The sequence below is a fragment of the Escherichia sp. KTE96 genome (assembly GCF_000408525.1).
Taxonomy (GTDB): domain Bacteria; phylum Pseudomonadota; class Gammaproteobacteria; order Enterobacterales; family Enterobacteriaceae; genus Escherichia; species Escherichia marmotae.
In genome coordinates this window covers 593,554-616,846 of sequence record NZ_KE137147.1, presented here as the reverse complement: position 1 = coordinate 616,846, position 23,293 = coordinate 593,554, and the positions used below count along the sequence as shown (strand labels likewise).

The 23,293-nt window shown below is 50.8% G+C and carries 29 protein-coding genes; 14 read left to right on the top strand and 15 right to left on the bottom strand.

Annotated features, from left to right (window positions below):
- Window positions 1-177: 177 nt before the first annotated feature.
- From npr to A1WG_RS15355, 11 genes are all read right to left on the bottom strand, one after another.
- Window positions 178-450 carry a PTS phosphocarrier protein NPr gene (gene npr / locus A1WG_RS15305; protein ID WP_000216792.1) on the bottom strand — a complete coding sequence of 91 codons (273 nt, stop codon included), beginning with the start codon at window positions 448-450 and terminating at the stop codon, window positions 178-180.
- Window positions 447-1,301 carry an RNase adapter RapZ gene (gene rapZ, locus A1WG_RS15310; protein WP_000243741.1) on the bottom strand — a complete coding sequence of 285 codons (855 nt, stop codon included), beginning with the start codon at window positions 1,299-1,301 and terminating at the stop codon, window positions 447-449. Before rapZ ends, npr begins: the two co-directional genes overlap by 4 nt.
- Window positions 1,302-1,346: 45 nt before the next feature.
- Window positions 1,347-1,838: a PTS IIA-like nitrogen regulatory protein PtsN gene (gene ptsN, locus A1WG_RS15315; protein WP_000609336.1), complete on the bottom strand. Its 492-nt coding sequence runs from the start codon at window positions 1,836-1,838 to the stop codon at window positions 1,347-1,349.
- 117 nt (window positions 1,839-1,955) lie between these two features.
- Complete coding sequence (hpf, locus tag A1WG_RS15320) at window positions 1,956-2,243, bottom strand: ribosome hibernation promoting factor (RefSeq protein ID WP_001176602.1); 288 nt, start codon at window positions 2,241-2,243, stop codon at window positions 1,956-1,958.
- 22 nt (window positions 2,244-2,265) lie between these two features.
- Window positions 2,266-3,699, bottom strand: coding sequence for an RNA polymerase factor sigma-54 (gene rpoN / locus A1WG_RS15325; protein ID WP_000809027.1), 1,434 nt, complete (start codon window positions 3,697-3,699; stop codon window positions 2,266-2,268).
- A 47-nt stretch (window positions 3,700-3,746) separates the two neighbouring features.
- Window positions 3,747-4,472 (bottom strand): LPS export ABC transporter ATP-binding protein, encoded by a 726-nt coding sequence (gene lptB, locus A1WG_RS15330; RefSeq protein ID WP_000224099.1) that lies wholly within the window; start codon window positions 4,470-4,472, stop codon window positions 3,747-3,749.
- 6 nt (window positions 4,473-4,478) lie between these two features.
- The gene (gene lptA / locus A1WG_RS15335; protein ID WP_000669775.1) at window positions 4,479-5,036 is read right to left on the bottom strand and encodes a lipopolysaccharide ABC transporter substrate-binding protein LptA; all 558 of its coding nucleotides are present in this window, start codon (window positions 5,034-5,036) and stop codon (window positions 4,479-4,481) included.
- On the bottom strand, window positions 5,005-5,580 hold the full coding sequence (lptC, locus tag A1WG_RS15340) for an LPS export ABC transporter periplasmic protein LptC (protein ID WP_000030542.1): 576 nt from the start codon (window positions 5,578-5,580) through the stop codon (window positions 5,005-5,007). Before lptC ends, lptA begins: the two co-directional genes overlap by 32 nt.
- Window positions 5,577-6,143 carry a 3-deoxy-manno-octulosonate-8-phosphatase KdsC gene (gene kdsC / locus A1WG_RS15345; RefSeq protein WP_000030047.1) on the bottom strand — a complete coding sequence of 189 codons (567 nt, stop codon included), beginning with the start codon at window positions 6,141-6,143 and terminating at the stop codon, window positions 5,577-5,579. The genes lptC and kdsC overlap by 4 nt, the downstream gene beginning before the upstream one ends.
- A 20-nt stretch (window positions 6,144-6,163) precedes the next feature.
- Window positions 6,164-7,150 carry an arabinose-5-phosphate isomerase KdsD gene (gene kdsD, locus A1WG_RS15350; RefSeq protein WP_001517166.1) on the bottom strand — a complete coding sequence of 329 codons (987 nt, stop codon included), beginning with the start codon at window positions 7,148-7,150 and terminating at the stop codon, window positions 6,164-6,166.
- A 13-nt stretch (window positions 7,151-7,163) separates the two neighbouring features.
- Complete coding sequence (locus A1WG_RS15355) at window positions 7,164-8,141, bottom strand: calcium/sodium antiporter (RefSeq protein ID WP_000922895.1); 978 nt, start codon at window positions 8,139-8,141, stop codon at window positions 7,164-7,166.
- A gap of 209 nt (window positions 8,142-8,350) precedes the next feature.
- Between A1WG_RS15355 and mlaF the strand changes: the two genes are divergently transcribed.
- From mlaF to murA, 7 genes are all read left to right on the top strand, one after another.
- Window positions 8,351-9,160, top strand: a complete 810-nt coding sequence (gene mlaF / locus A1WG_RS15360) for a phospholipid ABC transporter ATP-binding protein MlaF (protein WP_000438247.1) — start codon at window positions 8,351-8,353, stop codon at window positions 9,158-9,160.
- A gap of 7 nt (window positions 9,161-9,167) precedes the next feature.
- The gene (gene mlaE, locus A1WG_RS15365) at window positions 9,168-9,950 is read left to right on the top strand and encodes a lipid asymmetry maintenance ABC transporter permease subunit MlaE (RefSeq protein WP_000925792.1); all 783 of its coding nucleotides are present in this window, start codon (window positions 9,168-9,170) and stop codon (window positions 9,948-9,950) included.
- A 4-nt stretch (window positions 9,951-9,954) separates the two neighbouring features.
- The gene (gene mlaD / locus A1WG_RS15370) at window positions 9,955-10,506 is read left to right on the top strand and encodes an outer membrane lipid asymmetry maintenance protein MlaD (protein ID WP_001517165.1); all 552 of its coding nucleotides are present in this window, start codon (window positions 9,955-9,957) and stop codon (window positions 10,504-10,506) included.
- An 18-nt stretch (window positions 10,507-10,524) separates the two neighbouring features.
- Window positions 10,525-11,160 (top strand): phospholipid-binding protein MlaC, encoded by a 636-nt coding sequence (gene mlaC, locus A1WG_RS15375; RefSeq protein WP_000476484.1) that lies wholly within the window; start codon window positions 10,525-10,527, stop codon window positions 11,158-11,160.
- Window positions 11,160-11,453 (top strand): lipid asymmetry maintenance protein MlaB, encoded by a 294-nt coding sequence (mlaB, locus tag A1WG_RS15380; RefSeq protein WP_000004490.1) that lies wholly within the window; start codon window positions 11,160-11,162, stop codon window positions 11,451-11,453. Before mlaC ends, mlaB begins: the two co-directional genes overlap by 1 nt.
- 159 nt (window positions 11,454-11,612) lie before the next feature.
- Window positions 11,613-11,867, top strand: coding sequence for a BolA family iron metabolism protein IbaG (ibaG, locus tag A1WG_RS15385; RefSeq protein ID WP_010379217.1), 255 nt, complete (start codon window positions 11,613-11,615; stop codon window positions 11,865-11,867).
- Between the two features lie 54 nt (window positions 11,868-11,921).
- Window positions 11,922-13,181 carry a UDP-N-acetylglucosamine 1-carboxyvinyltransferase gene (gene murA / locus A1WG_RS15390; protein WP_000357277.1) on the top strand — a complete coding sequence of 420 codons (1,260 nt, stop codon included), beginning with the start codon at window positions 11,922-11,924 and terminating at the stop codon, window positions 13,179-13,181.
- A 47-nt stretch (window positions 13,182-13,228) separates the two neighbouring features.
- On the opposite strand, the gene sfsB is transcribed toward murA, so the two are convergent.
- Complete coding sequence (sfsB, locus tag A1WG_RS15395; protein ID WP_000429729.1) at window positions 13,229-13,507, bottom strand: DNA-binding transcriptional regulator SfsB; 279 nt, start codon at window positions 13,505-13,507, stop codon at window positions 13,229-13,231.
- A gap of 226 nt (window positions 13,508-13,733) precedes the next feature.
- On the bottom strand, window positions 13,734-14,705 hold the full coding sequence (gene ispB / locus A1WG_RS15400; RefSeq protein WP_001047349.1) for an octaprenyl diphosphate synthase: 972 nt from the start codon (window positions 14,703-14,705) through the stop codon (window positions 13,734-13,736).
- Window positions 14,706-14,963: 258 nt separating this feature from the next.
- Between ispB and rplU the strand changes: the two genes are divergently transcribed.
- The 4 genes from rplU (at window position 14,964) to cgtA (ending at window position 17,833) form a co-directional block, all read left to right on the top strand.
- A complete protein-coding gene (gene rplU, locus A1WG_RS15405) occupies window positions 14,964-15,275 on the top strand; it encodes a 50S ribosomal protein L21 (protein ID WP_000271401.1) in 312 nt (103 codons plus the stop codon).
- A 20-nt stretch (window positions 15,276-15,295) separates the two neighbouring features.
- Entirely contained in the window at window positions 15,296-15,553 is a 258-nt protein-coding gene (gene rpmA, locus A1WG_RS15410; protein ID WP_000940596.1) for a 50S ribosomal protein L27, read from the top strand.
- 126 nt (window positions 15,554-15,679) lie between these two features.
- A complete protein-coding gene (locus tag A1WG_RS15415; protein ID WP_000813015.1) occupies window positions 15,680-16,645 on the top strand; it encodes a DMT family transporter in 966 nt (321 codons plus the stop codon).
- Window positions 16,646-16,660: 15 nt separating this feature from the next.
- Window positions 16,661-17,833 carry an Obg family GTPase CgtA gene (gene cgtA / locus A1WG_RS15420; protein WP_000673561.1) on the top strand — a complete coding sequence of 391 codons (1,173 nt, stop codon included), beginning with the start codon at window positions 16,661-16,663 and terminating at the stop codon, window positions 17,831-17,833.
- Between the two features lie 39 nt (window positions 17,834-17,872).
- On the opposite strand, the gene dacB is transcribed toward cgtA, so the two are convergent.
- The gene (gene dacB / locus A1WG_RS15425) at window positions 17,873-19,306 is read right to left on the bottom strand and encodes a serine-type D-Ala-D-Ala carboxypeptidase (protein WP_001517164.1); all 1,434 of its coding nucleotides are present in this window, start codon (window positions 19,304-19,306) and stop codon (window positions 17,873-17,875) included.
- Window positions 19,307-19,553: 247 nt separating this feature from the next.
- On the opposite strand from dacB, the gene greA reads away from it, so the two are divergent.
- On the top strand, window positions 19,554-20,030 hold the full coding sequence (gene greA / locus A1WG_RS15430; RefSeq protein ID WP_001148001.1) for a transcription elongation factor GreA: 477 nt from the start codon (window positions 19,554-19,556) through the stop codon (window positions 20,028-20,030).
- A gap of 155 nt (window positions 20,031-20,185) precedes the next feature.
- On the opposite strand, the gene yhbY is transcribed toward greA, so the two are convergent.
- Entirely contained in the window at window positions 20,186-20,479 is a 294-nt protein-coding gene (gene yhbY / locus A1WG_RS15435) for a ribosome assembly RNA-binding protein YhbY (RefSeq protein WP_001054420.1), read from the bottom strand.
- A gap of 126 nt (window positions 20,480-20,605) precedes the next feature.
- Here yhbY and rlmE point away from each other — a divergent pair, with 126 nt between their 5' ends.
- Together rlmE and ftsH are read left to right on the top strand one after the other, a co-directional pair.
- Entirely contained in the window at window positions 20,606-21,235 is a 630-nt protein-coding gene (rlmE, locus tag A1WG_RS15440) for a 23S rRNA (uridine(2552)-2'-O)-methyltransferase RlmE (RefSeq protein WP_000145975.1), read from the top strand.
- A 99-nt stretch (window positions 21,236-21,334) separates the two neighbouring features.
- Entirely contained in the window at window positions 21,335-23,269 is a 1,935-nt protein-coding gene (gene ftsH / locus A1WG_RS15445; protein ID WP_001107478.1) for an ATP-dependent zinc metalloprotease FtsH, read from the top strand.
- Window positions 23,270-23,293: the final 24 nt, after the last annotated feature.

The window sequence follows — 23,293 nt, the reverse complement described above, 5'->3', positions numbered from 1 at the left end:
GGGCTTAACTTAAACGAAACCTAAACAAGGCTTTTTAAGGTTTTCTTAAGGTTTTGTGTGTATGGAAAAGCGCACGAAATGTACAAATGACGTTCATTGATGACGATTTCAGTACGCGCTTTTCTTATTGCCCTGAAGGGCTGAGGAGGGGGAATTTAAATGTCAGAGGGATGAAGATTAATCTTCATCGAAACCGGAATTAAAGAGAGCAATAACCGCAGCCAGCGCTTCGACTTCCTGTGGGCCTGTCGCTTCGACTTCAATCTGTCGTCCTTTGGCAGAGTCCAGCATCAAGAGCGCAATAACGCTGTTGGCTTCAGCCTCGGTGCCTTCGTCATTACGTAACAGCACTTCAGCGTCAAAACCTTGCATTAATTCAAAGAGTTTCATAGCAGGCCGGGCATGCATGCCCAGCTTGTTAGTGATTTCGACAGTTTGCTTGACGGTCATGGTTTGCGTTTTTCCAGCGTGCGATGGCGTGACTGGACGTTTTTACCGCGTGAGCGGAAGTAGTCTGCCAGTTGTTCTGCAATATACACCGAACGGTGCTTCCCGCCAGTACAACCAATGGCGACCGTCAGGTAGCTACGGTTGTTGGTTTCCAGCATAGGTAACCATAGCTCAAGATAGCTGCGCGTCTGGTAGATGAAATTGTGTACTTCTGTGTGACGGTCGAGGAACGCAGCGACAGGTTTATCAAGGCCGGTCATCGGACGCAGTTTCGGGTCCCAGTGCGGGTTCGGCAGGAAACGCACGTCAAAGACATAATCCGCATCAATAGGAATGCCGTGCTTGAAGCCGAAGGACTCAAAGACCATCGTCAGTTCACGCTCGCGTTTACCCAGCAGACGGGTACGCAGCATTTCCGCCAGCTCGTGAACGGACATTTCTGACGTATCGACAATCAAATCCGCCCGCGAACGCAGTGGCTCCAGCAGATCGCTTTCTTTGTCGATAGCGCTCTCCAGCGACAGATTTTTGCTGGAAAGTGGGTGCAGGCGGCGCGTATCGCTGTAACGGCGTATTAACGTGTTACGGTCGGCATCCAGGAACAGCAGTTGCGGTGAGAAAGCATCAGGCAGGTTGCTCATCGCCTGTTCGAATATTTCTGGCGACTCCGGCATATTACGAACATCAATGCTGACGGCGGCAGAAATCTCGCGATCGGCCAGGGTACGGGCCAGATCGGGTAACAACACCACGGGAAGGTTATCCACGCAGTAAAAACCCATATCTTCCAGCGCACGCAGGGCGACAGATTTACCTGAACCCGAACGTCCACTGACGATCATCAGTACCATGTACTGTTTCTCCTCACAACGTCTAAAAGAGACATTACAGAATAACTACGCTTCATCCGGAGTACCTTCGGTATCCGTAATGATTTGATACAGCTCTTCATCGCTTTGGGCTGCGCGTAAACGGCGGCAGATGGTTTTGTCCGCCAGACGTTTCGCCACCAGCGAAAGAGTATGCAGATGCGTTTTGGTTTGGTCAGCCGGTACTAGCAGGGCAAAAAGCAAGTCAACCGGTTGGTTATCGATGGCATCAAAAGCGATAGGCGTTTCGAGCTGAACGAAAACGCCAACAGCACGCAGAGTATCTTCTTCCAGTTTGCCATGCGGAATTGCAATACCATTACCAATACCGGTACTGCCCATTTTTTCCCGCGTCAGGATAGCTTCAAAAACCACCTGAGGCGGCAGGCTAAGTTGTTTCGCCGCCAGTTCGCTGATGATTTCCAGTGCGCGTTTTTTGCTCTGGCAGTGGACGCGGCTTCGCGTACATTCCCTGTTAAGAACACTGCTAAGCTGTAGAGTTGTATCATTATTTATCATAATTTCACCTAAGAGCCTGTCCACTCAAACAGTGGAACAGGCTCGGAGCATTAACCGTACAAATGGCCCGTTGTGCCACACAACAGGCCACCATGCACTTGCTAATCGCCCGGACAATTAGTGTTGTTTCAATTTATCTTTATGTTTAGTCAGTTGGCGTGCCAACTTATCGATTAAGCCATCAATGGCAGCGTACATGTCCTGACCTTCCGCGCTGGCATGAATTTCGCCACCGTTTACATGCAGTGTTGCATCTGAGGTATGGGTGACTTTCTCCACTTTCAGAACAACATAGACCTGGTTGATTCGGTCAAAATATTGCTCAAGTTTGGCAAATTTTGAGGTAACAAATTCTCGCAGGGCCTCGGTGATCTCGACGTTATTTCCGGTAATGTTGAGCTGCATAGTGTCTTCCTTATCGGTTGGGTCAAACGAGCTGTTTACGCTGGTTTGACGGCGGAATGGATAAAGACTCTCGGTACTTCGCAACAGTGCGGCGTGCCACCATGATACCTTGTTCCGACAGCAAAGAAGTTAACTTGCTGTCGCTCAACGGTTTCGCTGGGTTTTCCGCCGCGATTAATTTTTTCACCAGCGCGCGAATCGCCGTGGACGAGGCTTCGCCGCCGCCCTCGGTATTGACGTGACTGGAGAAAAAATACTTCAGTTCAAAAATGCCTCGTGGACTATGCAGGTACTTTTGCGTGGTCACGCGAGAGATCGTCGATTCATGCATTTCGACAGCCTGAGCGATATCTGCCAGTACCATCGGTTTCATATATTCTTCGCCTTGCTCAAAGAAGGCTTGCTGCTGTTCAACGATACAGCGACTCACGCGCAGTAGCGTATCGTTACGGCTTTCCAGACTCTTAATCAACCATTTGGCATCCTGCAGATTGCTGCGGATAAACTGGCTATCGCCATCATTGCGTGTGTTATTACACATTGAGGCGTAGTGCTGGTTAATTTGTAGCCGTGGAATGCTGTCGCTGTTGAGTTCAACCGTCCATTGACCGTTATGCTTGCGTACCAACACATCTGGAATGACATATTCCGGTTCGCCGGTCTGGATCGATTGACCAGGGCGTGGATCGAGCGACTGGATCAAGTTGACGGCTTCTTTCAGCACATCTTCTTTCAGGCGTGTTACGCGCATCAGTGTGCGGAAGTCGTGATTTGCCAGCAGATCGAGGTGATCGCTAATGATGAGTCTGGCCTCTTCCAGCCACGGCGTAGTTTTGTCGAATTGGGAGAGTTGGATCAGCAGACAGTCACGCAGATCTTTCGCTGCCACGCCAACCGGATCAAAGCGTTGGATTCGTTTGAGGACAGCTTCAACTTCATCGATGTCGATCTCTTCATCGCCCATACTTTCGAGAATATCTTCCAGTGGAACGGTGAGATATCCCGTGTCATCAACGGCATCGACAATCGAGGTGGCGATGGCGCGGTCAGTGTCAGAAAATGGCGTCAGCTCAACCTGCCACATCAGATAATCCTGCAAGGTCTGCGTCGTTTCGCCCTGATAGACCGGTAGCTCGTCGTCGATGTAGTCACCGCTGGTGCCGGATGGCGTACCGGCGGTGTAGATGGTATCCCAACTGGCATCAAGCGGCAGTTCTTCCGGCATCTCTTTTTGTTCGAGCGCGTCAGCAGTGTCTAACGTTTCGCTGTCTGGCGTTTCGTGAGTGTCGATTTCATCATGAGTGTCGATTTGCTCAAGCAGTGGATTACTTTCCAGCGCCTGCTGCAGCTCCTGTTGAAGTTCCAGCGTGGACAACTGCAACAGACGAATTGCCTGTTGTAGCTGAGGCGTCATCGCCAGTTGCTGGCTAAGCCTGAGTTGCAAACCTTGCTTCATGTTCAGAATCGTACTCTCCTGCTAAAACGTCGCGAGCTTCTACCCTATCAGAGTCTGAAGTCTTCCCCAAGGTATACACGCTTAACATGTTCGTCTTGTAAGATTTCTGTCGGCGTGCCGTGGGCGATTAAATGTCCCTGACTGACGATATAAGCACGTTCACAAACAGCCAGCGTTTCACGCACGTTGTGGTCGGTGATAAGTACACCCAGGCCGCTGTCGCGTAAATGCTCAATGATGCGTTTAATGTCGATGACTGAGATCGGGTCAACCCCGGCAAACGGTTCATCGAGCAGGATAAATTTCGGATTTGCAGCCAGCGCGCGGGCAATTTCTACACGACGGCGTTCACCACCGGAGAGCGATTGACCCATGCTGTCGCGCAGATGCTCAATGTGAAACTCTTCCATCAATTCGTTCGCACGATCTTCACGTTGTTCAGCGGATAAATCGTCACGAATTTGCAGTACTGCCATCAGGTTATCGTAAACGCTAAGACGGCGGAAAATTGAAGCTTCCTGCGGCAGATAGCCGATACCGCGACGCGCGCGCGCATGCAGCGGCAGCAGGCTGATATCGTCATCATCAATAATGATGTTGCCCGCATCGCGCGGCACAATACCGACGACCATATAGAAAGTGGTGGTTTTACCGGCACCGTTTGGCCCCAGCAGCCCGACAATTTCCCCGGAGTTAACGGTCAGGCTGACGTCTTCCACCACGCGGCGACCCTTGTAGGCTTTTGCAAGGTTCTTTGCTGTTAATGTTGCCATAACGAATTAATTACCCTTCTTCTGCGCCGGGGTCTGGCCTTTGTTGTTTTTGTCCTGCAACTGCGACGGCACCAGAACGGTGGTTACGCGCTTGCCTTTATCGCTGAAAGCCTGCATTTTCTGCTCTTTCACCAGATAAGTAATTTTATCGCCCGTTATATTGCTATCGACCTGCTGCAGATAAGCATTACCGGTCAGGATGACAAAATCTTTCGCCAGTTCGTAATGCATCTGGGAAGCGTGACCTTCGACTGGTTTACCGTTGTCCTGCATCTGATAGAACGTTGCCGGTTTACCGTAGCCGTCAATCACTTCTTTACCTTGTTCGCCGCCCGGACGAGTAACGACCACTTTATCGGCATTAATTTTGATGGTGCCCTGGGTAACGATGACATTACCGGTAAAGGTGACCACGTTGCCTTGCATATCAAGAGATTGCTGATCCGACTCAATGTGAATCGGCTGGTCAGTGTCTCCGGTAACGGCAAATGCCGGAATACTGGCGGCCAGAAGTGAGCTGGCAAGCACAAGATTAAGGCTGAGTTTGTTTGTTTTGAATTTCATAGGATGTTCTAACCTTTTCAATCAGCTCGGCGTTCTTGCTGCGTAAGTTGCCGCGCATTTTCAGACCGCTGGAGTTAAATGTTGTTCCGTATAACGTGACGAGGTCTTCAGAGGTAACATCCTGCGTCACCAGATTGATCTGCGCGTTATCCGTCGTGATTCTGCGAAGTTGAGAGTCCGGCACGAGTGCGTTGACTTCAACGTGTCCATATAAATAGAGCATCCGATCATTGGTCAGCTTGGCTTTATCCGCTTTTACCGACCATGTCGGGATTTTATCCTTATCAAACGTGGTAAGTACCGGTTGCGTAAACCACGAAACGGCCTGATCGGAATAATATTCAACGTGTTGAGCAATCAATCGATAGCTTAGCGCCCCTTCAGGGTTATAGACGAGCGTGTCCGTATGCTCGCTTTTATAGGTGGGATCATTGTTGTTGACGACCACCTGGGCGGTATCGTCTTTCTCGGTCATGTTAATGCCGATCATCACCAGAACCGCCAGTGATAACACAATGATAACCCAACGTCTGGCTTTACTCATATCGATTGCCCTTTGGCTTCATCCAGTTTGCCCTGCGCCAGGAGTAATAAGTCGCAAACTTCACGAACTGCGCCACGACCACCAGCAATGCGCGTCACGTAATCAGCGCGCGGAATCAACAGCGGATGTGCATCGGCCACAGCCACGCTTAAGCCTACTTTTTCCATTACTGGCCAGTCGATGAGATCATCCCCAACGTAAGCCACGTTTTCCGGGGCGATCGCCAGTTTTTCCAGCAGATCGCTAAAGGCGATAAGTTTGTTCGACTGCCCCTGATACAAATGGGTAATTCCCAATGTGGCACAACGATCTTCTACCAGTTTAGCCTTTCGCCCGGTAATGATGGCGACTTCAATATCAGAGGTGAGCGCACAACGAATGCCATAACCGTCCCGAACATTGAACGCTTTAAGTTCTTCGCCGTTGTTGCCCATATAAATCAGGCCATCTGACAGCACGCCATCGACGTCGAGAATTAGCAGACGAATGTTCTCCGCTTTTGCCATAACGTCGGCGCTGACAGGGCCGTAACAGGTCTCAAGCGACGTACCTGCTTTGCTCATTGTTGTTTATCCTTGAATCTTTACACTACGCCTGCACGCAGTAAATCATGCATATGTAACACACCGAGTAAATGGTCGCCATCGGCAACCATTACGGAGGTGATATGGCGGGACTGCATTAAGTTCAGTGCCTCAACGGCCAGAATGCCAGGGCGCACGCGGATTCCCCCCGGCGTCATCACATCGGCAATGCTTAATTGACGGACATCCACACCCATATCGAAGACACGGCGTAAATCACCGTCGGTAAAGATGCCTTCAATCATCATATTGTCATCGCAAATGACAGTCATACCAAGATTTTTGCGGGTAATTTCCAGTAATGCATCGCGCAGGCTGGCGGTTTTTTTGACATGCGGGATCTCATCACCCGTATGCATAATATCGCTTACGCGCAGCAGAAGTTTACGACCCAGTGCGCCGCCGGGATGTGAGAGCGCAAAATCTTCGGCGGTAAAGCCGCGCGCTTTTAACAGGGCGACGGCGAGAGCATCGCCCATCACCAGCGTGGCGGTGGTGCTGCTGGTCGGTGCCAGCCCCAACGGACAGGCTTCTTTCGCTACTTTAACACACAGATGCACGTCAGCGGCACGCGCCATGCTACTCTCCGGACGACCGGTAATGCAGATTAACGGCACGTGAAGACGCTTAAGCACCGGAATCAATGCTGCGATTTCACTGGATTCACCCGAATTAGAGATAGCAATCACCACGTCTTGTGGCGTAACCATGCCTAAATCGCCATGCGCGGCTTCGCCAGGATGGACGAAAAATGACGGAGTACCGGTGCTGGCAAAGGTGGCTGCCATTTTGCGCCCGATGTGTCCCGATTTGCCCATCCCCATAACTACGACTTTACCTTTACACCAAAACATCTTTTCACAAGCGAGTGTGAAATTCTGATTGATGTATTGATCAAGCTCCGCCAGGCATTCACGTTCAATCGCCAGGACTTCTTTACCTGCTTGCTGAAAGTCAAAACCCGGTTGCAACTCTACGTGCGACATAATGCGTTTCCAGTTATTCAACGAGTATTGGCGATAACCAGTACAACATCGCCAGCCATACGATAAATCCGCCTGTTAATAATACCCCTACGCCACGGCCAGGTTGAGGGGAGCGCCGCCAGCACAGCAACGCAAAAATAATGCTTACCAACAACATCACGCTGTAGTCACGGCTATACGCCAGTGGGTTAATCTCCCCTGGGGTAATCAGCGCCGGTAGACCCAGCACGATGACGATATTAAAAATATTCGCGCCGATGATATTACCGACGGCGATGTCGTTCTCACCTTTGCGTACACCGGCTATCGCGGTTGCCAGTTCTGGCAGACTCGTGCCGATAGCGATTGCCGTCAGACCAATAGTCAACTCGCTGATGGCAAAGTAATTTGCCAGCACGGTAGCGTTATCAATCACCATCCGCGTTGCTACTGGCATGATGATCAGTGCAATGCCGAGCCATAAAAAAGCAACGGGTAAACCACCTTCACGCGGCAGTTCTGCAAGTTGCTCCCTGGTCAGGCTGTCAGTTCCCTGACGTTCAGCCTGATGTGCAAGTTTAACAATGAACAGCAGCCATAGCACAGCCAGAAAGAGGAGAAAGATACCATCGCTGCGGCTAAGTTGTCCGTCATAGAGTACGGAACCGGCTACAACGCTGACCAATAACATTAAGGGTAATTCACGGCGCAGAACATCAGAATGGACGGTAAAAGGGCGTACCAGCGCGGTCAGACCGAGGATCAGCAAGATATTGATAATGTTTGAGCCAAGCGCCGTACCGACAGCTAAATCTCGTTGTTCGTGCAGCGACGCGGCAAGTGAAACAATAATCTCTGGAAGTGACGTACCAATACTGACTACGGTCATACCAATGATCAGCGGTGGAATGCCAAAAGTGCGACAAAGAATGGAAGCGGCAAATACCAGTCGGTCGGCACTGTATACGACCAAAAGTAAACCAACAATTAACAGTGCCGTAGCTAAAAGCATCTAACGTCCTTTCTTCAGGTATACTCGCCGGTCCGCTGAAGATTTTCAGAAAGCCGTAATGGATTCTTAATTTTGACTTTATGCGGCTAAAAAGTAAAACAAATGCCAGCTTTCGCTAACCACGGCGGGTAATATTCTGTAAATATGTTGGGTTCAAGGTTAAATTGAGCGTCATGCTTAAAAAATCAACGCAAGACGAAGGGTGAATTATGGAGCAGTCTGTGGCGAATTTAGTCGATATGCGCGATGTCAGTTTTACGCGTGGCAATCGCTGCATCTTCGATAATATTTCCCTGACCGTGCCGCGAGGGAAGATCACGGCAATCATGGGGCCATCGGGCATCGGTAAAACGACGCTACTCCGACTGATTGGTGGGCAAATCGCACCTGATCACGGTGAGATCCTTTTTGATGGTGAGAATATTCCGGCGATGTCTCGTTCGCGCCTGTACACGGTGCGTAAACGCATGAGCATGTTGTTTCAGTCCGGGGCGTTGTTCACCGATATGAACGTATTTGACAACGTTGCCTATCCACTGCGCGAACACACCCAGCTCCCCGCACCATTGTTGCATAGTACGGTAATGATGAAGCTGGAAGCGGTGGGGCTGCGTGGAGCGGCTAAACTTATGCCTTCTGAACTTTCCGGCGGGATGGCTCGTCGCGCCGCACTGGCGCGCGCAATTGCCCTGGAGCCAGATCTCATCATGTTTGATGAACCGTTTGTTGGGCAAGATCCCATCACTATGGGCGTACTGGTGAAGCTGATTTCTGAGCTGAACAGCGCGCTGGGCGTCACCTGTGTGGTAGTTTCTCACGATGTGCCGGAAGTCTTAAGTATTGCGGATCACGCCTGGATTCTGGCGGACAAAAAGATTGTTGCTCACGGTAGCGCTCAGGCGTTGCAGGAGAATCCCGATCCGCGTGTCCGTCAGTTTCTGGACGGGATAGCTGACGGGCCTGTTCCGTTCCGCTATCCTGCCGGCGATTATCACGCTGATCTTTTACCAGGGAGTTAAGCCACTCATGCTGTTAAATGCGCTGGCGTCGCTTGGACATAAAGGGATTAAAACCCTGAGAACGTTCGGGCGGGCCGGGTTAATGTTATTCAATGCGCTGGTCGGCAAACCGGAATTTCGTAAACACGCGCCGCTGCTGGTGCGTCAGCTCTATAATGTCGGCGTCCTGTCGATGCTGATTATTGTGGTTTCTGGCGTATTCATCGGAATGGTGCTGGGTCTACAAGGTTATCTGGTTCTGACCACCTATAGTGCGGAAACCAGTCTGGGGATGCTGGTGGCGTTATCGCTGCTGCGTGAACTGGGGCCGGTGGTTGCCGCGTTGCTGTTTGCCGGACGCGCCGGTTCGGCGTTAACTGCTGAAATTGGTTTGATGCGCGCCACAGAACAACTCTCCAGTATGGAGATGATGGCGGTCGATCCGCTGCGTCGGGTTATTTCTCCACGTTTCTGGGCTGGGGTTATTTCATTGCCGCTGCTGACGATTATTTTCGTCGCCGTGGGGATCTGGGGCGGATCATTGGTCGGCGTTAGCTGGAAAGGTATTGATAGCGGATTCTTCTGGTCGGCAATGCAAAACGCCGTCGACTGGCGTATGGATTTGGTCAACTGTCTGATTAAGAGCGTGGTGTTCGCCATTACGGTGACGTGGATTTCGTTGTTTAACGGTTACGACGCTATCCCGACTTCTGCCGGGATTAGCCGGGCAACCACTCGCACCGTTGTCCACTCGTCTCTGGCTGTTCTGGGGCTGGATTTTGTGCTGACCGCATTGATGTTTGGGAATTGAGTTCATGCAAACGAAAAAAAATGAAATTTGGGTGGGAATCTTTTTATTAGCAGCACTGCTGGCGGCGCTGTTTGTTTGCCTGAAGGCGGCAAACGTGACGTCAATACGTACTGAACCAACCTACACGCTCTATGCGACGTTCGATAACATCGGCGGTCTGAAAGCGCGCTCTCCGGTTAGTATTGGTGGCGTTGTAGTCGGTCGGGTGGCAGATATTACGCTGGATCCAAAAACCTATTTGCCACGCGTGACGCTGGAAATTGAACAACGTTATAACCACATTCCTGACACCAGTTCGCTGAGCATTCGTACTTCCGGTCTGCTTGGGGAGCAATATCTGGCGTTAAACGTCGGTTTTGAAGATCCCGAACTGGGTACTGCTATCCTGAAGGATGGCGATACAATTCAGGACACCAAGTCTGCGATGGTGCTGGAAGATCTCATTGGTCAGTTCCTTTACGGTAGTAAAGGCGATGACAATAAGAATAGTGGCGATGCGCCAGCTACTGCGCCAGGTAATAATGAAACCACTGAACCTGTGGGTACAACGAAATAATTTCAGGAGAACCGACGCATGTTTAAACGTTTAATGATGGTCGCTTTGCTGGTGATTGCACCGTTGAGTGCGGCAACCGCAGCAGACCAGACCAATCCGTATAAGCTGATGGACGAGGCGGCGCAGAAAACGTTCGATCGCCTGAAGAATGAGCAACCGCAAATTCGGGCTAACCCGGATTATCTGCGTACTATTGTTGATCAGGAGCTACTGCCGTATGTGCAGGTGAAATACGCTGGTGCACTGGTGCTGGGTCAGTATTACAAGAGTGCTACCCCGGCTCAACGTGACGCGTACTTTGCCGCTTTCCGTGAGTACCTGAAGCAGGCTTACGGTCAGGCACTGGCGATGTATCACGGTCAGACTTACCAGATTGCGCCAGAACAGCCGCTGGGCGACAAAACCATTGTGCCTATTCGCGTCACCATTATTGACCCGAATGGCCGCCCGCCGGTACGTCTGGATTTCCAGTGGCGCAAAAATTCCCAAACTGGCAACTGGCAGGCTTACGACATGATTGCCGAAGGCGTCAGCATGATCACCACCAAACAAAACGAGTGGGGAACGCTGCTGCGTACCAAAGGTATCGACGGCCTGACTGCGCAACTGAAATCGATTTCTCAACAGAAAATCACTCTGGAAGAGAAAAAATAATGAGTGAGTCACTGAGCTGGGTGCAGACGGGTGACACTCTGGCATTAGCTGGAGAGTTGGATCAAGACGTACTGCTACCGCTTTGGGAAGTGCGTGAAGAAGCGATGAAGGGAATTACCTGCATCGATCTCAGTCGCGTGTCCCGCGTTGATACAGGTGGGTTGGCGTTGCTGCTCCACCTTATCAATCTGGCGAAAAAGCAGGGTCACAGCGTGACGCTTCAGGGGGTAAACGATAAAGTCTATACCCTGGCAAAGTTGTATAATTTGCCGTCTGATGTCCTGCCTCGTTAAATTTTTTCAGGCTGGATAAGGCGTTAACCGTCTGTCCAGCAAATCTGCCTGCAAGTTGAGCCTTGTTTGATACATCAGCAAGGCTTTTTGCTTATTTATGACTGCGCCACTTTGCTCTAAGATGTTTCGCTGGCTTATTAACTGATGAATGAAGATCCCATGGAAAATAATGAAATTCAGAGCGTGCTGATGAACGCTCTCTCCCTCCAGGAAGTCCACGTTTCCGGCGATGGCAGCCACTTTCAGGTTATTGCCGTGGGTGAGATGTTTGACGGCATGAGCCGGGTTAAAAAACAGCAGACGGTTTATGGTCCGCTGATGGAATATATTGCGGATAACCGCATTCATGCTGTGTCGATCAAAGCTTATACCCCTGCGGAGTGGGCGCGCGATCGCAAACTGAACGGCTTTTGAGCTATGGGCGATTTGCCGGTAGCAGATATGAATTGTTAACTGAGAACAAACTAAATGGATAAATTTCGTGTTCAGGGGCCAACAAAGCTCCAGGGCGAAGTCACAATTTCCGGCGCTAAAAATGCTGCTCTGCCTATCCTTTTTGCCGCGCTACTGGCGGAAGAGCCAGTAGAGATCCAGAACGTTCCGAAACTGAAAGACGTCGATACGTCAATGAAATTGCTGAGTCAGCTTGGTGCTAAAGTGGAACGTAATGGCTCTGTGCATATTGATGCCCGCGATGTAAATGTGTTCTGCGCGCCTTACGAGCTGGTGAAAACCATGCGCGCTTCTATTTGGGCGCTGGGGCCGCTGGTAGCGCGTTTCGGTCAGGGACAGGTTTCGCTGCCTGGCGGTTGTACAATTGGTGCGCGCCCGGTTGATTTACATATTTCCGGCCTTGAGCAATTAGGCGCGACCATCAAACTGGAAGAAGGTTACGTTAAGGCTTCCGTCGATGGCCGTCTGAAAGGCGCGCATATCGTGATGGATAAAGTCAGCGTTGGAGCAACAGTCACCATCATGTGTGCCGCAACTCTGGCAGAAGGCACTACCGTTATCGAAAACGCGGCGCGTGAACCGGAAATCGTCGATACCGCCAACTTCCTCATTACGCTGGGCGCGAAAATTAGCGGTCAGGGTACTGATCGAATAGTCATCGAAGGTGTGGAACGTTTAGGCGGTGGCGTCTACCGCGTGCTACCGGATCGTATTGAGACCGGCACGTTCCTGGTCGCTGCGGCGATCTCTCGCGGTAAAATTATCTGCCGTAACGCCCAGCCAGATACCCTCGATGCTGTGCTGGCGAAGTTGCGTGACGCCGGGGCGGACATTGAAGTGGGCGAGGACTGGATTAGCCTGGATATGCATGGCAAACGTCCGAAGGCTGTTAATGTGCGTACCGCGCCGCATCCGGCGTTTCCGACCGATATGCAGGCCCAGTTCACGTTGCTGAACCTGGTGGCAGAAGGGACTGGATTCATCACTGAAACTGTGTTTGAAAACCGCTTTATGCACGTGCCAGAACTGAGCCGTATGGGCGCGCATGCCGAGATTGAAAGCAATACCGTTATTTGTCACGGTGTCGAAAAACTTTCCGGCGCACAGGTTATGGCGACCGATCTGCGTGCTTCAGCAAGTCTGGTGCTGGCTGGTTGTATTGCGGAAGGAACTACGGTTGTTGATCGTATTTATCACATCGATCGCGGCTACGAACGCATTGAAGACAAACTGCGTGCCTTAGGTGCGAACATCGAGCGTGTGAAAGGCGAGTAATCGTCTGAAAGCTGGCAGCCCCGTTCGCGGGGCTACCGCCAGACAACTCATTTTTTCGGTTTGGTGTAGCTGCGCATTAACTGTGTTCTGTCGATAAACGCATGTGTCTGCGGATCGTGATAGCGTGATGGCCAGATTACCCAAGGTTCCGTTCCTAATGCTTTCGCAATAATCATCTCTCCCTTCGGCCAGGGACGTGATAATGCATTTGCCAGCGTCGAAGAACTTAAACCATTTCTGCGAGACTCCGCAGCCATTGATGTTCCTTTTTTCCGCAAACCAGCAATGATGTCGGCAGGATGCCAGTCAATGAAATTATTCTCCATCTTTCCTCACTCCTTAAGTTAGTCGCTTTCATTCAGAACATGCGTTCTGTCGAGCATCACTATACTCCTGATGGCGAATTGCTCTAAAAAGTTCATGTAAATAGCGTGAAGATTCAGAATATATAAAGAAAATGACCTGATTATTCAGAGAGTATTGCGCTGAATAAGTATTTTTATGGAGCTTACTGGAATTATCCCGCGCAATGCGCGGGATACAGGGAAGGGATTAGCGATCGCGTTGAACAGCGATGTGCGCGAGGCCGATTAATGCCTCTCGCCACGGAGTGTCCGGGAGTACCTGTAATGCTTCAATAGCTTTATCTGCTTCTTCCTCGGCACGCTGACGCGTCCATTCGAGAGAACCACAAGCGTTCATTGCTTCCAGAACAGGTTCCAGAAGATGACGCCCGTTGCCTTGCTCAATGGCGGTACGAATCATCTGCGCTTGTTCCGGTGTGCCATGATGCATTGCATGCAGCAGCGGTAACGTTGGTTTACCTTCGTTCAGATCGTCCCCGACATTTTTACCCAACTGTTCACCGTCGGCATTGTAATCGAGCAAATCGTCGATTAGCTGGAAAGCGGTGCCGAGGTAGCGACCATAATCCTGCAGACCTTTTTCTTCTTCTGGCGTACAACCTGCCAGAATTCCGGAACACTGAGCAGCAGCCTCAAACAGGCGCGCGGTTTTGCTGTAAATAACGCGCATGTAGTTTTCTTCGGTGATGTCCGGGTCGTTAACGTTCATCAGTTGCAGCACTTCACCTTCTGCGATGACGTTTACCGCTTCGGACATCACTTCCAGCACTTTGAGCGAGCCGAGGCTGGTCATCATCTGGAAAGCGCGGGTATAAATAAAATCACCAACCAACACGCTGGCAGCATTGCCAAACGCGGCGTTGGCGGTAGCTTTACCCCTGCGCATATCTGATTCATCCACAACGTCGTCGTGTAGCAGGGTCGCCGTGTGGATAAACTCGATCAGGGCGGCGATAGTGACATGCGCATTCCCCTCATAGCCAACAGCTCGTGCAGCCAGTACAGCAATCATCGGGCGAATGCGTTTACCCCCGCCGCTGACGATGTAATAGCCTAACTGATTGATCAGTTGGACTTCGGAATTAAGCTGCTCGAGAATTGCCGCATTAACACCCGCCATATCTTGCGCGGTTAACTCATTGATTTTTTCTAAATTCATCGCAAAAGCCGGGCTTTTCGCCCCGATTACCTTACTGTGAACAAAGGCAACTTAGGGTTTATGGTTAGGAATATAGGGTGATTGTACTGAAAAAATGGCACAGATAAACGTTACCGTACAAGTTGTGTTTTTTTTCTTCGTGTATTGACTGTAGCACTTGTCAAAGGCGTGCGTTTTGCGTAATATTCGCGCCCTATTGTGAATATTTATAGCGCGCTCTGAATCATTGAAAAGGTGTGCGCGGAAGCGGAGTTTTATATGTACGCGGTTTTCCAAAGTGGTGGTAAACAACACCGAGTAAGCGAAGGTCAGACCGTTCGCCTGGAAAAGCTGGACATCGCAACTGGCGAAACTGTTGAGTTCGCAGAAGTTCTGATGATCGCAAACGGTGAAGAAGTCAAAATCGGCGTTCCTTTCGTTGATGGCGGCGTAATCAAAGCTGAAGTTGTTGCTCACGGTCGTGGCGAGAAAGTTAAAATCGTTAAGTTTCGCCGTCGTAAACACTATCGTAAGCAGCAGGGCCATCGTCAGTGGTTCACTGATGTGAAAATTACTGGCATCAGCGCCTAAGACCTGAGGAGAGATTTCAAATGGCACATAAAAAGGCTGGCGGCTCCACACGTAACGGTCGCGATTCAGAAGCTAAACGCCTGGGCGTTAAGCGTTTCGGTGGCGAATCCGTTCTGGCGGGTAGCATCATCGTTCGTCAACGTGGTACTAAATTCCACGCGGGCACCAACGTAGGTTGCGGTCGTGACCACACTTTGTTTGCTAAAGCAGACGGTAAAGTGAAATTCGAAGTTAAAGGCCCGAAAAACCGTAAGTTTATCAGCATCGAAGCTGAATAAGTTTTTCGCGTCCCGGTAACGGATGAAAGCCCCGCAACGTGTTGCGGGGCTTTTTACATTCGACAACCGGTAAAAATGCGCATCGTGCGGCGTTAATCCGCAAATGCGTTTTGCAGGGAATACGGTATGAAGCAGCAGGCAGGCATTGGCATTCTTTTGGCGCTCACCACAGCAATTTGCTGGGGGGCGTTGCCAATCGCAATGAAGCAGGTGCTGGAGGTGATGGAACCTCCGACAATCGTGTTTTACCGTTTCTTGATGGCGAGTATTGGCCTTGGTGCCATTCTTGCAGTGAAGAAAAAGCTGCCGCCATTACGCGTGTTTCGTAAGCCACGTTGGTTGATATTACTGGCGGTGGCGACTGCCGGACTGTTTGGGAATTTCATCCTGTTCAGCTCATCCTTGCAATACTTGAGTCCTACCGCCTCGCAGGTGATAGGGCAACTCTCGCCGGTTGGCATGATGGTTGCCAGCGTATTTATCCTGAAAGAGAAAATGCGTAGCACTCAGGTAGTGGGAGCATTGATGCTTCTGAGTGGGCTGGTGATGTTCTTTAACACCAGTCTGGTTGAGATTTTTACAAAGCTCACCGATTACACCTGGGGTGTTATCTTTGGTGTCGGTGCTGCAACGGTCTGGGTGAGTTATGGCGTGGCGCAAAAGGTTTTATTGCGTCGGTTGGCATCACCGCAGATCCTGTTTTTGCTGTACACTTTATGTACAATGGCGCTCTTCCCACTGGCGAAACCAGGGGTAATAGCGCAGCTTAGCAACTGGCAACTCGCATGTTTAATTTTTTGCGGGCTGAATACGTTGGTAGGATATGGCGCCCTGGCGGAAGCGATGGCACGCTGGCAGGCAGCGCAGGTGAGCGCGATCATCACGCTTACTCCACTGTTTACGCTGTTTTTTTCAGATCTTTTATCACTGGCCTGGCCCGATTTCTTCGCCAGACCGATGTTAAACCTTTTAGGTTATCTCGGTGCGTTTGTCGTGGTTGCGGGCGCGATGTATTCCGCCATTGGTCATCGTATTTGGGGCGGATTACGTAAGCATACAACGGTGGTATCGCAACCCCGCGCAGGCGAATGATTTACGGAGAATAAAATGAAGTTTGTTGATGAAGCATCGATTCTGGTCGTTGCAGGTGATGGCGGCAATGGTTGTGTGAGCTTCCGCCGCGAAAAATATATTCCGAAAGGCGGCCCGGATGGCGGCGATGGTGGTGACGGCGGCGACGTATGGATGGAAGCCGACGAGAACCTGAACACGCTTATCGATTACCGTTTTGAAAAATCTTTCCGTGCAGAGCGTGGCCAGAACGGTGCAAGCCGCGACTGTACCGGTAAGCGTGGTAAAGACGTGACGATTAAAGTGCCAGTAGGTACGCGTGTTATCGATCAGGGCACTGGTGAAACCATGGGCGATATGACCAAACACGGTCAGCGTCTGCTGGTTGCTAAGGGCGGCTGGCACGGCCTGGGCAACACCCGCTTCAAATCATCGGTTAACCGTACTCCCCGGCAGAAAACCAACGGTACGCCAGGTGATAAGCGTGAGCTGCTGCTGGAGCTGATGCTGCTGGCTGATGTCGGGATGCTGGGGATGCCAAACGCTGGTAAATCGACCTTTATCCGCGCAGTATCTGCGGCTAAACCGAAAGTGGCGGACTATCCGTTTACCACTCTGGTGCCAAGCCTTGGCGTGGTTCGTATGGACAATGAGAAGAGCTTCGTTGTTGCTGATATTCCGGGGCTGATTGAAGGTGCTGCTGAAGGTGCAGGTCTGGGGATCCGCTTCCTGAAGCATCTGGAACGTTGCCGCGTATTGCTGCACCTTATCGATATCGATCCGATTGACGGCACTGATCCGGTTGAGAACGCGCGCATTATTATTAGCGAGCTGGAAAAATACAGCCAGGATCTGGCGGCGAAACCACGCTGGTTAGTCTTCAACAAGATTGACCTGCTGGATAAAGCGGAAGCCGAAGAGAAAGCGAAAGCCATCGCTGAGGCGCTGGGTTGGGAAGATAAATATTATCTGATCTCTGCAGCGAGCGGGCTGGGCGTGAAAGACCTCTGCTGGGATGTGATGACCTTTATCATCGAAAACCCAGTGGTGCAGGCCGAAGAAGCGAAACAGCCAGAGAAAGTCGAATTCATGTGGGATGATTATCACCGTCAGCAGCTTGAAGAGATTGCTGAAGAGGATGATGAAGACTGGGATGACGACTGGGACGAAGACGACGAAGAGGGCGTTGAGTTCATTTACAAGCGTTAATCAGCAAAACCCCGGCACTGCGCCGGGGTTTCTTTTTAACTAATTGTTCTGATAAATATCTTTGTACAAGCGGCTTTCAAAGCGCACCAACGGAATGCGGCGATTACGTTGATCCGCCGGTTCTACCGCATAGCCAGAAAGATATTGTACAAATGCCATCCGTTGCCCACTTGCCGTGGTAATGAATCCCGCCAGGTTATACACGCCTTGTAACGATCCTGTTTTTGCCGAAACTTTGCCATCTACCCCCGCCTGATGCAGACCGGCACGGTACTGTAACGAGCCGTCATAGCCTGCCAGCGGCAGCATGGAGATAAAGTTAAGCTCATTATCATGCTGGGCAATGTATTGTAGCACTTGCATCATGGTGGCTGGCGCAATCAGGTTATGTCGTGAAAGCCCTGAACCATCGGCAATAATGGTGTTGCCAATATCGACACTGGCTTGCTGACGCAGGATCTGGCGCACGGCATCGGAGCCGGCTCGCCATGTACCAGGCACATTAAAGCGCGCATGACCAATCATTCGAAAGACGGTATCTGCGATCATGTTGTCCGATTTTTTCAGCATAATCTTAAGCAGATCATGCAAAGGGGCCGACTGTTTGCTGGCGACCACCGTTCCCGGCTCATTAACCTGTGTCTGGCGCAGCAGTGTGCCGGTATAGGTGATGCCTGCCTGTTTAAGCTCATCTTTCAGAATCGCCCCAGCATAGCTGGCACCATCCTGTACGGCAAAGGCCAATGGAAGAGGCTCAGAACGTTGTGGCAGGCATCCAGTTAGCGTAAAGCGGTTAAGGTCACCAGGCACGACATCCAGCTCGCAATATTGCGCTTCGGCAGAACCACGGGGGAGGGTGCGTACCTGACTGAACATCGTAACGGGGTAATAAGATGCCACGCGAATAAAAGCCATATCACCGGGCTTTTGTGCGCTGTAGAGCGAGACAGAGAAGCAATTGCGGTCAACGATAGCGGCGGCTGGCGGAGCGCTAAAGCATTGTGTCATGTCGTTCCAAGGCCAGCCGGGAGCCTTATCGTGACTGGCAAAAATGGAGGTATCTATAAGCACGTTGCCATTGATTTGCGTGATGCCAGATTTTTTCAGGGTTGTTACCATATTGCGAATATCCTGACGTTTTAGCGTCGGATCGGCACCAAATCGCGCCACTAAGTCGCCTTTAAGCACACCGTTTTCCACATTACCTTTGGTTTCCAACGTGGTGGTAAAACGAAAGTCGGGGCCGAGTTGAATCAATGCCGCCAGCGCAGTGATGACTTTTTGCGTACTGGCGGGCAGCGCCATCTGCTGACTGTGGTAATCAATAGTGGGGGCAGACGCGCCGACTTTTTGCACCATCAGGGCAAGGTTGGCACCTGCGGGGAGTTGAGTAATGTACTCATCAACATTCGCGGCCTGAACACTGAACGCTATACCGCTGGTCAATCCGATGATAAATCTGGAAAATCGCATAATCTCGCGCTAACAACCTGGAATCGAGCCGTCATACTACGGCGCAACACCCTATAAAGTAAACGATGACCCTTCGGGAACTTCAGGGTAAAATGACCATCAAAATGTGAATTGTAGCTGACCTGGGGCCTGTTTCCGGGTCGGTATTTTTTTGCTTCTGGCCCTGGTGAGGAGTTATGCCGGGCTGACCGAACAGCCGGGGTGGGTGGAGACTCGCCCCATCAGGAATATTCAAGAGGTATAACAAATGCAAGCTATTCCGATGACCTTACGCGGCGCTGAAAAATTACGCGAAGAGCTGGATTTTCTGAAATCTGTGCGCCGTCCTGAAATCATTGCTGCTATTGCTGAAGCGCGTGAACATGGCGATCTGAAAGAGAACGCCGAATACCACGCAGCTCGTGAGCAGCAGGGATTCTGCGAAGGCCGTATTAAAGATATCGAAGCCAAGCTGTCGAACGCTCAGGTAATCGATGTCACCAAAATGCCGAACAATGGTCGCGTTATTTTTGGTGCTACCGTAACGGTGTTGAATCTGGATTCTGATGAAGAGCAGACTTATCGCATCGTAGGTGATGATGAAGCTGACTTTAAACAAAACCTGATTTCTGTAAACTCGCCTATCGCTCGTGGCTTGATCGGCAAAGAAGAAGATGATGTTGTGGTCATCAAAACGCCGGGCGGCGAAGTAGAATTTGAAGTAATTAAGGTGGAATACCTGTAAGAATTACCCAATACTCAAAATGTTGATGTATTGTAAAGAAAGGAAAAAGGCCGCTATGCGGCCTTTTATCAACGAACAGAGCGTGGCATTTTGCTCTCCTGCCTGCGGAAAATCCCTCGTTTTACACAGAAAATGTGTGTAACTTTAGGATAATCTTAGCGTGGCAGCGAGATTTTACGTTCTTTAGTTGGGCGATAAAGCACCAGCGTTTTACCGATGACCTGTACATTACAGGCGCCGGTTTCGCGCACGATAGCTTCCACGATCAAGGTTTTAGTTTCGCGATCTTCTGTTGCGATTTTCACCTTGATGAGTTCATGGTGCTCTAGCGCTTGTTCAATCTCGGCCAGCACCCCTTCGGTCAAACCATTACTGCCAAGCAGAACAACTGGCTTGAGCGGATGTGCCAGACCTTTCAGGTGCTGTTTTTGTTTAGTACTCAGATTCATCGTATTTTTTTGCTTACGTTGGGATTGAAAACGGGTCATTCTACCGCCATCTCCCATATATCACCAAATAGGCGCGTAAAAATTTACGCAATTGGTTACGATGAGTTATCCCAATGGGAAAGTTAAATGACAGGTAAGAAGCGTTCTGCCAGTTCCAGCCGCTGGCTTCAGGAACACTTTAGCGATAAATATGTTCAACAGGCACAGAAAAAGGGGTTACGTTCCCGTGCCTGGTTTAAACTTGATGAAATACAGCAAAGTGACAAACTCTTTAAACCGGGAATGACGGTAGTCGACCTTGGCGCCGCGCCGGGTGGTTGGTCACAATATGTAGTCACCCAAATTGGCGGCAAAGGCCGTATCATCGCTTGCGATCTTTTACCTATGGATCCTATCGTTGGTGTGGACTTTCTTCAGGGCGATTTTCGTGATGAACTGGTCATGAAGGCTCTGCTGGAGCGTGTAGGCGACAGCAAAGTCCAGGTTGTCATGTCAGATATGGCACCAAACATGAGCGGAACACCGGCGGTGGATATCCCCCGTGCCATGTATCTGGTGGAACTGGCGCTAGAAATGTGTCGTGATGTGTTAGCGCCGGGTGGCAGTTTTGTAGTGAAGGTGTTCCAGGGCGAAGGTTTCGATGAGTATCTAAGGGAAATTCGCTCCCTGTTTACGAAGGTTAAAGTTCGTAAGCCGGACTCTTCTCGTGCACGTTCGCGGGAAGTGTATATTGTAGCGACCGGGCGTAAACCCTAACCGGGAGATTTCAGACGAAAGTTTGAAAGATGCTGGATATAGAGTATCCTGACGCTGTTTTTAACACAGTTGTAATAAGAGGTTAATCCCTTGAGTGACATGGCGAAAAACCTAATACTCTGGCTGGTCATTGCCGTTGTGCTGATGTCAGTATTCCAGAGCTTTGGGCCCAGCGAGTCTAATGGCCGTAAGGTGGATTACTCTACCTTCCTACAAGAGGTCAATAACGACCAGGTTCGTGAAGCGCGTATCAACGGACGTGAAATCAACGTTACCAAGAAAGATAGTAACCGTTATACCACTTACATTCCGGTTCAGGATCCAAAACTACTGGATAACCTGTTGACCAAGAACGTCAAGGTTGTCGGTGAACCGCCTGAAGAGCCAAGCCTGCTGGCTTCTATCTTCATCTCCTGGTTCCCGATGCTGTTGCTGATTGGTGTCTGGATCTTCTTCATGCGTCAAATGCAGGGCGGCGGTGGCAAAGGTGCTATGTCGTTCGGTAAGAGCAAAGCACGTATGTTGACGGAAGATCAGATCAAAACGACCTTTGCTGACGTTGCTGGTTGCGACGAAGCAAAAGAAGAAGTTGCTGAGCTGGTTGAGTATCTGCGTGAGCCGAGCCGCTTCCAGAAACTGGGCGGTAAGATCCCGAAAGGGGTTTTGATGGTTGGTCCTCCGGGTACTGGTAAAACGTTGCTGGCGAAAGCCATTGCAGGCGAAGCGAAAGTTCCGTTCTTTACCATTTCTGGTTCTGACTTCGTTGAAATGTTCGTTGGTGTTGGTGCATCTCGTGTACGTGACATGTTCGAACAGGCGAAGAAAGCGGCTCCGTGTATCATCTTTATTGATGAAATCGATGCCGTAGGCCGCCAGCGTGGCGCGGGTCTGGGTGGTGGTCACGATGAACGTGAACAGACACTTAACCAGATGCTGGTTGAGATGGACGGCTTCGAAGGTAACGAAGGTATCATCGTGATCGCTGCGACTAACCGCCCGGACGTTCTCGACCCGGCGCTGCTGCGTCCTGGTCGTTTCGACCGTCAGGTTGTGGTTGGTTTGCCAGATGTTCGTGGTCGTGAGCAGATCCTGAAAGTTCACATGCGTCGCGTACCGCTGGCACCAGATGTTGATGCGGCAATTATCGCCCGTGGTACACCGGGCTTCTCTGGCGCAGATCTGGCTAACCTGGTGAACGAAGCAGCACTGTTCGCTGCACGTGGCAATAAACGTGTTGTTTCGATGGTTGAGTTCGAGAAAGCGAAAGACAAAATCATGATGGGCGCGGAACGTCGCTCCATGGTGATGACGGAAGCGCAGAAAGAGTCCACCGCGTATCACGAAGCAGGCCATGCGATTATCGGTCGCCTGGTGCCGGAACACGATCCGGTACACAAAGTAACGATTATCCCGCGCGGTCGTGCGTTGGGTGTGACCTTCTTCCTGCCTGAAGGCGATGCTATCAGTGCCAGCCGTCAGAAACTGGAAAGCCAGATCAGTACCCTGTACGGCGGTCGTCTGGCAGAAGAGATCATCTACGGACCGGAACATGTTTCTACCGGGGCGTCCAACGACATTAAAGTTGCGACCAACCTGGCGCGTAACATGGTGACCCAGTGGGGCTTCTCTGAGAAACTCGGTCCGCTACTGTATGCGGAAGAAGAAGGTGAAGTTTTCCTCGGTCGTAGCGTGGCCAAAGCTAAACATATGTCCGATGAAACTGCGCGTATCATCGACCAGGAAGTGAAGTCACTGATTGAACGTAACTACAATCGTGCGCGTCAGTTGTTGAACGACAACCTGGATATCCTGCATGCGATGAAAGATGCACTCATGAAATATGAGACCATCGACGCACCGCAGATTGATGACCTGATGGCGCGTCGCGATGTACGTCCGCCTGCAGGTTGGGAAGAGTCGGGAGCATCTAACAATTCTGACAATAATGGCACTCCAAAGGCACCGCGTCCGGTTGATGAACCACGCACGCCAAATCCGGGTAATACCATGTCAGAGCAGTTAGGCGACAAGTAAGTTCCCGCATCAGATGACTGTATT

Excerpts from the sequence above, each read along its gene's own strand:
- lptC (WP_000030542.1), bottom strand. The coding sequence starts at position 5,580 with ATGAGTAAAGCCAGACGTTGGGTTATCATTGTGTTATCACTGGCGGTT.
- A1WG_RS15415 (WP_000813015.1), top strand. The coding sequence starts at position 15,680 with ATGAAGCAGCAGGCAGGCATTGGCATTCTTTTGGCGCTCACCACAGCA.
- cgtA (WP_000673561.1), top strand. The coding sequence starts at position 16,661 with ATGAAGTTTGTTGATGAAGCATCGATTCTGGTCGTTGCAGGTGATGGC.
- mlaE (WP_000925792.1), top strand. The coding sequence starts at position 9,168 with ATGCTGTTAAATGCGCTGGCGTCGCTTGGACATAAAGGGATTAAAACC.
- rapZ (WP_000243741.1), bottom strand. The coding sequence starts at position 1,301 with ATGGTACTGATGATCGTCAGTGGACGTTCGGGTTCAGGTAAATCTGTC.
- yhbY (WP_001054420.1), bottom strand. The coding sequence starts at position 20,479 with ATGAATCTGAGTACTAAACAAAAACAGCACCTGAAAGGTCTGGCACAT.
- mlaC (WP_000476484.1), top strand. The coding sequence starts at position 10,525 with ATGTTTAAACGTTTAATGATGGTCGCTTTGCTGGTGATTGCACCGTTG.
- dacB (WP_001517164.1), bottom strand. The coding sequence starts at position 19,306 with ATGCGATTTTCCAGATTTATCATCGGATTGACCAGCGGTATAGCGTTC.
- rlmE (WP_000145975.1), top strand. The coding sequence starts at position 20,606 with ATGACAGGTAAGAAGCGTTCTGCCAGTTCCAGCCGCTGGCTTCAGGAA.
- rpmA (WP_000940596.1), top strand. The coding sequence starts at position 15,296 with ATGGCACATAAAAAGGCTGGCGGCTCCACACGTAACGGTCGCGATTCA.
- rplU (WP_000271401.1), top strand. The coding sequence starts at position 14,964 with ATGTACGCGGTTTTCCAAAGTGGTGGTAAACAACACCGAGTAAGCGAA.
- greA (WP_001148001.1), top strand. The coding sequence starts at position 19,554 with ATGCAAGCTATTCCGATGACCTTACGCGGCGCTGAAAAATTACGCGAA.
- npr (WP_000216792.1), bottom strand. The coding sequence starts at position 450 with ATGACCGTCAAGCAAACTGTCGAAATCACTAACAAGCTGGGCATGCAT.
- mlaF (WP_000438247.1), top strand. The coding sequence starts at position 8,351 with ATGGAGCAGTCTGTGGCGAATTTAGTCGATATGCGCGATGTCAGTTTT.
- lptA (WP_000669775.1), bottom strand. The coding sequence starts at position 5,036 with ATGAAATTCAAAACAAACAAACTCAGCCTTAATCTTGTGCTTGCCAGC.
- kdsC (WP_000030047.1), bottom strand. The coding sequence starts at position 6,143 with ATGAGCAAAGCAGGTACGTCGCTTGAGACCTGTTACGGCCCTGTCAGC.
- mlaD (WP_001517165.1), top strand. The coding sequence starts at position 9,955 with ATGCAAACGAAAAAAAATGAAATTTGGGTGGGAATCTTTTTATTAGCA.
- mlaB (WP_000004490.1), top strand. The coding sequence starts at position 11,160 with ATGAGTGAGTCACTGAGCTGGGTGCAGACGGGTGACACTCTGGCATTA.
- sfsB (WP_000429729.1), bottom strand. The coding sequence starts at position 13,507 with ATGGAGAATAATTTCATTGACTGGCATCCTGCCGACATCATTGCTGGT.
- A1WG_RS15355 (WP_000922895.1), bottom strand. The coding sequence starts at position 8,141 with ATGCTTTTAGCTACGGCACTGTTAATTGTTGGTTTACTTTTGGTCGTA.
- ptsN (WP_000609336.1), bottom strand. The coding sequence starts at position 1,838 with ATGATAAATAATGATACAACTCTACAGCTTAGCAGTGTTCTTAACAGG.
- murA (WP_000357277.1), top strand. The coding sequence starts at position 11,922 with ATGGATAAATTTCGTGTTCAGGGGCCAACAAAGCTCCAGGGCGAAGTC.
- kdsD (WP_001517166.1), bottom strand. The coding sequence starts at position 7,150 with ATGTCGCACGTAGAGTTGCAACCGGGTTTTGACTTTCAGCAAGCAGGT.
- ispB (WP_001047349.1), bottom strand. The coding sequence starts at position 14,705 with ATGAATTTAGAAAAAATCAATGAGTTAACCGCGCAAGATATGGCGGGT.
- lptB (WP_000224099.1), bottom strand. The coding sequence starts at position 4,472 with ATGGCAACATTAACAGCAAAGAACCTTGCAAAAGCCTACAAGGGTCGC.
- ibaG (WP_010379217.1), top strand. The coding sequence starts at position 11,613 with ATGGAAAATAATGAAATTCAGAGCGTGCTGATGAACGCTCTCTCCCTC.
- rpoN (WP_000809027.1), bottom strand. The coding sequence starts at position 3,699 with ATGAAGCAAGGTTTGCAACTCAGGCTTAGCCAGCAACTGGCGATGACG.
- hpf (WP_001176602.1), bottom strand. The coding sequence starts at position 2,243 with ATGCAGCTCAACATTACCGGAAATAACGTCGAGATCACCGAGGCCCTG.
- ftsH (WP_001107478.1), top strand. The coding sequence starts at position 21,335 with ATGGCGAAAAACCTAATACTCTGGCTGGTCATTGCCGTTGTGCTGATG.